Origin of the sequence: Caballeronia sp. AZ10_KS36 (genome assembly GCF_023631105.1) — a bacterium.
Classification (GTDB): Bacteria; Pseudomonadota; Gammaproteobacteria; order Burkholderiales; family Burkholderiaceae; genus Caballeronia.
The window spans coordinates 1-7775 of sequence record NZ_JALQDQ010000054.1 but is presented as its reverse complement, the minus strand read 5'-3'; the positions used below and the strand labels follow the sequence as shown (position 1 = coordinate 7775).

Annotated in this window: 4 protein-coding genes; all 4 read left to right on the top strand. The window is 57.0% G+C overall.

Going from position 1 to position 7775, the window contains the following annotated elements; genetic code table 11:
* A partial coding sequence (locus NCR35_RS29545; protein ID WP_250537436.1) for a hypothetical protein occupies window positions 1-642 on the top strand: 642 nt, incomplete at its 5' end.
* 1108 nt (window positions 643-1750) lie between these two features.
* The gene (locus NCR35_RS29540) at window positions 1751-5857 is read left to right on the top strand and encodes a caspase family protein (RefSeq protein ID WP_250537435.1); all 4107 of its coding nucleotides are present in this window, start codon (window positions 1751-1753) and stop codon (window positions 5855-5857) included.
* A gap of 11 nt (window positions 5858-5868) precedes the next feature.
* A complete protein-coding gene (locus NCR35_RS29535) occupies window positions 5869-6420 on the top strand; it encodes a DUF1353 domain-containing protein (RefSeq protein WP_250537434.1) in 552 nt (183 codons plus the stop codon).
* A 58-nt stretch (window positions 6421-6478) separates the two neighbouring features.
* Window positions 6479-7605 (top strand): IS3 family transposase gene (locus NCR35_RS29530; protein WP_250537433.1). Its coding sequence is split into 2 segments (ribosomal slippage): window positions 6479-6719 and window positions 6719-7605, totalling 1128 coding nucleotides; the frame shifts between segments, so codons are not numbered across the junction.
* Window positions 7606-7775 lie beyond the last annotated feature (170 nt).

The following is a 7775-nucleotide window of genomic DNA, read 5'->3' as shown; positions in this document are numbered from 1 at the left end:
CACCGTCGAAACAATGAAAAGGTTAACAGGATTCATCGAGGGTTAACAGCCCCTTCGTTCATTTTGTTAAGGATTCTAAGACCAGTCACAAGACTCCCTCTTATTTTAAGAGGTGCCGCGTGTCCTGAGAATCAAGGGGCTACTCCAGGTCAGTGCCCAGACTTCTTCCTCAACATTAACTGGGGAACGATCAGTTATCGAATGCCAATGATCGCCTCGGATATCGACGGAAATATCAAGTCATTCGAGAAGATCGCGAATTCGAGCCAAAGCTGCATAGACGAAGGAAAGACCATCGACGAGGTCAAGCGCGTGGCAAAAGAAACGGGAAAAGCTATAGATGACACATCTAAAACGACAGCCTCAGTAGTTGAATGCGTCGGAGCTATCGCGGGCGCGTGCGTTGAGCCCGCCGCGATACCGCTTGTCTATTTCGCATGTCGTGGCGCCTACGATTCGGTCAAAGAATTGCTCGAAGCGGCGGAGAAGGAAAAAGCGGAAAGAGAGGCCGCCGCACGCGAAGAAGCGGCAAAGCGAAAGGAAGAGGCTATAGATCGGGCCGCACGATGCGGATCCATTTCCGCTGGGATTGAAAGGGCACGCGACTTTGACGGGGCCGACATCATCAGCCGCACTGCGTAGCGGTTCGGCCAATCCCAACACCAGCGGGTGGGTTGGGACTACGCATTGGCCGATGACAGCGGGAGTCGCTTCGGGGCGCGGCTCAATCACCGTTGGAAAGCAAGTATATTTCTGCCCTTTGCGGCGGCTCCCCGGCAAGAACGCGTTCCCGAGACTGAGAGCGACTGGCCGATGCACCCTCATCAAGAGACGCTTGGTGTATCGACGGTTAAGCGGCCGAGTTGGGTCGTGAGTATGCACTGCCGACTGGCCGCTTCCGGGAAGCGGAACTCCACTGGCCGCTTTCCGGCGATGAATTTGGATAGCGGGCTGACGCAGCCCGACCCGTTGCGGCCGGTCATCACCTCCCGTCTTCAAAGACGCGTTCCTGAGGCGAAGCGGTCATTGGACAAATGGATCGTGGACTCCACGGCCGCGTTATCTACCGGCTAGTGTGCAGAATTGTAGCTTGCAAGTCTCGCGTTCCCGGCCGGCGGTCCTGAACCGGCGAAACGGCCGTCGTATCTCTTCGAGCTCATCGAGTGATTCGCAACCTAGTGGCATGGATCCACTTGAAGCTAAATGAAAAATGGGCGTGACGACTAGGAATCGCAACTCGTGAGGGAACGTGTGCCAGCGCACATGACACCAGACTGAAAGTTTCCTATAAACCGTAAACCGCAACATGCTTTAGCTTCCAAGGCGGCTTCCGTTATTTGCAGCGGCCGTTGCTCGGACTTTCAATAATTCTGCATTCCCGTGCCGGTGGTGTAAGGTGGCTATCGCTCATTGGCTTGTGCTGTGTTTGATAGCGCTTCTCGTTCGTGGAACGGTGGCCGCCACCGGCCCAAAGCTGTACGCGCAAATCGAACCCTACGAGAATATACAATTCTCACCCAACGGTATGTTGATGGGGAAGATAGGGCGTAGCTCCGGAAATCTGACTTTCTACGAGACATCGTCCGGACGAGTAGTCAGCAAGATACACACCGACCTATCAGCACCGTTTGGAACGTGGTGCTTCACCACAGACAACTCATCTGTTGCGACGTTCAATGGGGAGACCGTTGCATTTCTTCATCCGTTGACGGGAGAGGTTCAAGCTCGGTTCCCGGCTCGATCGCCCGTCATGCATTGCGTGCATGGACAGGGACTGGCTTATTTCAACAACGCCCGAGAAGCGCAATTTGTCGCACGGAACACGCCAAACGGATACGCGGAAGAAAAGTTGCCGGGCAATTACCAGATATCGTCGAAGGTTTTCGTTTCGGAGGATCGACAAAATTTGATCCTCACCACCCCGATCACCGGCAGCGAGCAACCTCACCGCTCAGTTTCAGTCGAGATTTTCGATAAATCGGGGAGACGCATCGCCAAGGCTGCGGACACGCTTCCTATCGACAGCGAACCGTCAATGGAACATGCGCTCGCACTCGATACACGCTCGCTCGTTCTGTACTACCTCGAACCACGCACGAATTCGAAGCCTACGCTTGATGCATTGGGCGAGCCGAGAAAAATCGGCGCTTACGATCTCAGGTGGATGCGTAAGCTCTCGCCGGAATGGATGAAGGATCTCGAAGCGACCGAGATCCGAATGGTCCCCGATGGCATGCTGTTGGCGAACAACGAACGAACCAACCATTGGGCGCTTTACAACGCCCAAAATGGCAGTGTGTTGCTGGCGGGCGATGGTCTGGTCGCGGGCGTCGACGCGGCAGATCACAGAAACCGGATCCTGGTGGCGCCGAAAGACGAGACCCCATACTTGGTGGCCATCCCGTCGCTCCGGAAGACCCAGTTCAAGATGTTCGATCAGCAACCCGTCTCGGCCATGTACGCGGCGGGCGACCATGTATGGATCACAACGGATCGTCAACTGCGCTACACGAATCTTCTGGATTTCGAAGCACAGACCATACTCGACGAACCTCATGAAGCGGTGGCGCTCGACAGAGGTAAAGGGCGTATCCTCGTTTTCCTATCTGGTGAGCAACGAAAGGCGCAACTGGTCGTGATTTCACCGGATCGTGCAAAAAAATACATCGACCTTCCCGAGCATTACGTTCCCACGGGAAGTGCGATCCGCGTCGATTCGGGGTGGCTGGTCGCCGCGATATCCGAAACCGACAACAAGAGAATGTGGGATGCGATGAATGACGACATCGACCACATTGCATACGGCCAAAATAGCAGGTCGAAACTTCAGAAGACGATCAGCACCGCATACTGCCTCGTAGGCGACGACGGAAAAGTGACCGTCCTGAAAGTGAGCGACGGGATACCGGATCAGGTTGTGTTTGCGCCGCGCGCACACGCCCTGATCGTCCTCGAAGGGCGACTACTTCGATTTATGAACTGGCCGAGCCTCGACATTTCCGGTGAAACAACGCTCGATAAAGATTACGACCGGCTCTCCGTTTCTCCGACAGGGGAATTGCTACTTCTTAAAGGCAATTATGGGCTGGAAGCATTGTCGATCGAAACCAGGAAGGTTCTGTCGGAATACGACGCTGAGTTCGGGGAGGGCGATATCGTCGTGAAAGACGAATCGCACGCCTATGTCACCAGGGGCCGGACACTCCTCGAATGGAATTTCGGCGATGCGGATGCGGTGGTCGAGAGCCAGAACAAGGTGGCATCGACGAGCCCGCCCTTTGCGGACAGTTTCGTCCGAAAGAACGGCGACGATTATTTCATGGAATCCCCGGGCCCGATGCCGTATCGCGTGCAATTATCGGGCGATTGCGTCCGCCCGAAGAAATGGTCAAACGACTTCAGCAAACTCCTTTGTCAGGCTGAGGAGGCCGTCACCAACCGCAAAAGCTATGCGGTGTTCGATCGAACAGACGGGCGGGAAGTCTCGTCGTTCACAAACTACGGATCCGACCGCACGCTTCCGATATTCAGCCCGGATGGATGGAACCTCTTGTACGTACGACAGGACAAAGTGCCTCCCGCAGCGGGGCAACTCCTTTCCACTCTCTCATACAGACTCGTATCGCGAGATTTGTCGTCGGGCGCGGAAACCGTGCTGCTCGAGGATGCCAGGAATCTTGACTTCAACTTCTACTCCAACTCAGGAAACTATCTGCTCGGCGTAGAACTGAACTCAGACGAAATCGTCAAGCGGCGCATGACATTCACCTATAAAGTCCTAGATGCGCGCACGGGTGGAGTCGTTGCGTCGTTTCAGCGAATCGGCTCGGATTTTCCCGAAGCCGCTGTCGCGGATGACGGAGACACGGTGCTTATCGTCGATGCGGGCGAACTATCGCAATATTCAGCAAAAGACGGTGAACGGCCTAGATGGACGCACTCAATTCCCCATCTTCATGGCGTGGCGCTCACAAAAGGCGACCAGAAGGTTCTAGCTTTCACCAGCGAGGGGCCATCGCCCCGACTATTCCGCGCCGACTCCGGAATTGAGGTGCAACGTTTCTCTGTCGACGCTAAAGACATGTCAAACCCGCGGGAAAAAACGGATCGGATACTGGTCGTCCGCGACGGCGGCAAGGCGCCCGACGTCCGAAATCCCCAAAGCGAGCACGCGTCATCCACGGTGGTCCTGTACACAGACGAGGAGCCGCTTCGCACTGCACGTCGTCTCGACGATAAGAACTTACTGTTGTTGCGCGCCGACGGCCAGATGACGCTCTACGACGAAATCTCGGGTTCGGCGAGAGCGCGGATCGTTGTCGTGGAGGGCGGCGGATGGGTGCTTGCCACCGCCGATGGCCTATTCGATGCAAGCAATATGGACGATGTCGGCGTACTTCACTGGGTGCGTCCCGATTCGCCGGGCAAGACCTTCCCGATTGAGACCTACCTGGCGAATCTATACGAACCCCAGTTGATGTGGAAGCTACTGCACGGCGCCGCAGTGCCGAATCCTAACCTCATCGGCGTCGAAACGGAACTCCCCTCAGTGGACAGCATTTCGATCAAACCGCAATCAGCTGACACCGTAAACGTCGAGGTGCGCGTCAATGGACACTCCACGTCGTCGCGATCCGGTGACCGGGTCGCGAGCGTAAAATTGTTTCGCGACGGCAAACTAGTGGGCGTATTTCGGGTTCCCGACGACCCATTGCGCGCTCGTGGGGGCATCGACGCGGTCTTCTCACACGTTCGCCTACCAAGTGGTCACGCGGGCGAGCAAACGACCTTCAGCGCCTATGCCTTCAATCGCGGTGGGTTCAAGGGCCCAACGGTTGACACGCACTTCACCCGAACCGAGGAGTTCGTCGCCCGCAAACGGCGCGCGTACCTGGTGTCCATCGGCGTCAATCAATATGCAAATTCGAGATTCGATCTGAACTACGCTGCAGGGGATGCCGAAGCGTTCTTTCATGAGATGTCGACGATCCTGAAGGCAGACAAGTCGATCGACGAGGTCATATCCTTCTTGATGACCTCGCCGGCCTACCCCGGCGAAGGCACCGCTTCCGCCACCAAAGAAAACATCCGGCGTACCTTGATGTCTGTCGCGGGTGAAATTGGTGCAACTGCATCGCCAGGACCGTCACCTGTCGGTGCCGTCGAACGGGCTGGGCCGCAGGATCTGGTCTTCGTCTTTTTCTCGGGTCACGGTCATTTGTCACGAGATGGAGAGTTTTTCGTGCTTCCCTCAGACATCGATAGTCGACCCGCCGATGAAAGGACGATTGCGCCGCGACTTCTAAAATCCTCGATCTCAAGCGCCGAACTCGCGCAATGGCTGGAGGGTCTGGACGCTGCGGAGGTAACCATGATTCTGGACGCCTGCCATTCCGGCGGCGCAATCGAAACGAATTTCCGCCCGGGTCCGCTTGCGAGTCGCGGGCTCGGCCAACTCGCTTATGACAAGGGGATGCGCATCCTCGCGGGAAGTCAGGCGGACAGTGTGGCGCTGGAGGCCGGCGACCTGAAACATGGGTATCTGACTTACGCACTGATCGTCGACGGACTCGACCACGGAGCCGCGGACTTCCGTCCGCCGGACGGTTCGATATGGCTCGACGAATGGCTCGCCTACGCAAGAAAGCGTGTTCCGGAGCTCACGAAATCGACGATCCAGGAAGCGCCTGGCTCGTCAAACAACGAACCCGGACGGACTCACGTCATCGACCTACGTAGCGATATACCATCCGAAAAAACGACTCAGCGACCGGTGCTCTTCGATTTCGGCCGCGGCGCTTCAACGCTGAAAATCAAGGAAAGCGGGAGCGTTCTGACTTCCAAGCCTCATCAGTAAGCGGACTACCCATGAGCCGACCCTCCACGAGGCTGTTTGTTGCTCCTGCGCTGAGCATCCTTTTGACATGCACCGCAGCGGCGCAGGAGAATTACGGTTACTACATCGGGCACGTGCGAGCGGAATGGCTTGAAAATGGCCGCGATATGCGGCTGCTCGAGTCATTCGCCTATGTCGACCCGAAGGGCACCCGATGGGACGCGCAGGCGGGCGCTGTGGTCGATGGGGCTTCGATACCGGAGTCAGCGTGGTCATTAATCGGCGGTCCCTTCGAAGGCAAGTATCGCGAAGCATCGGTAATACATGACGTCGCCTGCGTTCAGAAAAACCGTGACTGGCAGGCAGTACATATGGCCTTCTTCACGGGAATGCTGGCATCGGGCGTTTCGTCGATTCGCGCAAAGATCATGTATGCCGCCGTCTATCACTTCGGTCCGCGGTGGCCGGAAGTGCGTGTGATTCGCGGACTGACAGCAACGGACGCGGACCGCACTGCCGAGATAATTCAAAAAGCTCCGCCCAAAGACGCCAATGTTCAGGTGTCTAGGGTACAAGATCGCTGACCTGCTCCCCGCGTTTAGTACGGCGACGGTGTAGAGTCCGTTCCAGAGAGGAACGGCAATGAAGAAGCGATTCACCGAACAACAAATCATCGGCATCTTGAAGGAAGCCGAGGCTGGCCTGAAGCCGGCGGAGCTGTGCCGCAAGTACGGCATCTCAGAAGCGACCTACTACAACTGGAAAGCGAAGTTCGGCGGGATGACCGTCTCCGAAGCGCAGCGCCTGAAGGAACTTGAGCAGGAGAACAACAAGCTCAAGCGCCTGTTGGCCGATTCGATGCTCGACAACGCCGCGTTGAAGGACCTGTTAGCTCGAAAGTAGTAAGCCCGCAGGCCAAGCGCGAAGCGGTCCGGATATTGATGACCGAACGTGCCATGGGTGTTACCCGGGCCTGCGGGCTGGTAGGGATTTCTCGCTCGCTGTTTCACTATGAGTCACGCCGCCGAGTTGATGACGAAGCGCTGACTGGCCGGATGATTGCCATCGCCGCGCAGAAGCGCCGCTACGGCTATCGCCGGATTCACGTGCTGTTGCAGCGCGATGGCTGCTTGGCCAACCACAAGCGCATCTGGCGCCTGTACAGCCAGGCGGGGCTGAGCGTGCGCAAGCGGCGACGCAAGCGTATTGCGGCGGTCGGGCGCACGCCGCTGCCATTGCCAACAGGCCCGAATCAAAGTTGGTCGATGGACTTCGTTTCCGACGGGTTGGCTTATGGTCGGCGGTTTCGATGCCTGAACGTGGTCGACGACTATACGCGCGAGTGCTTGGCTATCGAGGTCGACACCTCGCTGCCGGGCCAAAGAGTGCAGCAAGTGCTTGAGCGGCTCAAGGAGATGCGAGGCTTACCTGCATCCATCACAGTCGACAACGGGCCGGAGTTCGCTGGTAAGGTGCTGGATACTTGGGCCTACGAAGCCGGTGTCACGCTGTCGTTCATTCGGCCTGGCAAGCCGGTGGAGAATGCCTATATCGAGAGCTTCAACGGGCGGTTCCGCGATGAATGCCTGAACGAGCACTGGTTCGTCTCCATGCGTCACGCCAAGCAGCTGATTGAACAATGGCGTATCGAGTACAACGCCGACCGGCCTCATAGTTCCCTCGGCTATCTGACGCCAGCGCAGTTCGCCCGGGCCCACGATGCGAAGCAGCAGTTTTTAACCTCGGACTCTAACTGCAGCTCGGACTAAAAGCGGGGGCAGGTCAATTGCGGATAAATATTAGGCACGATAGACGTAGCTCGTGCTTCTGCATCTCACGCTCCAGTTTGCGCCCGGCTTCTACTAGTCGACTGCGTCATTGATTTGGCACCTGGCGGATTCGACGTGAAGGATCGTCATACTTCCACTTGATCGGCTTT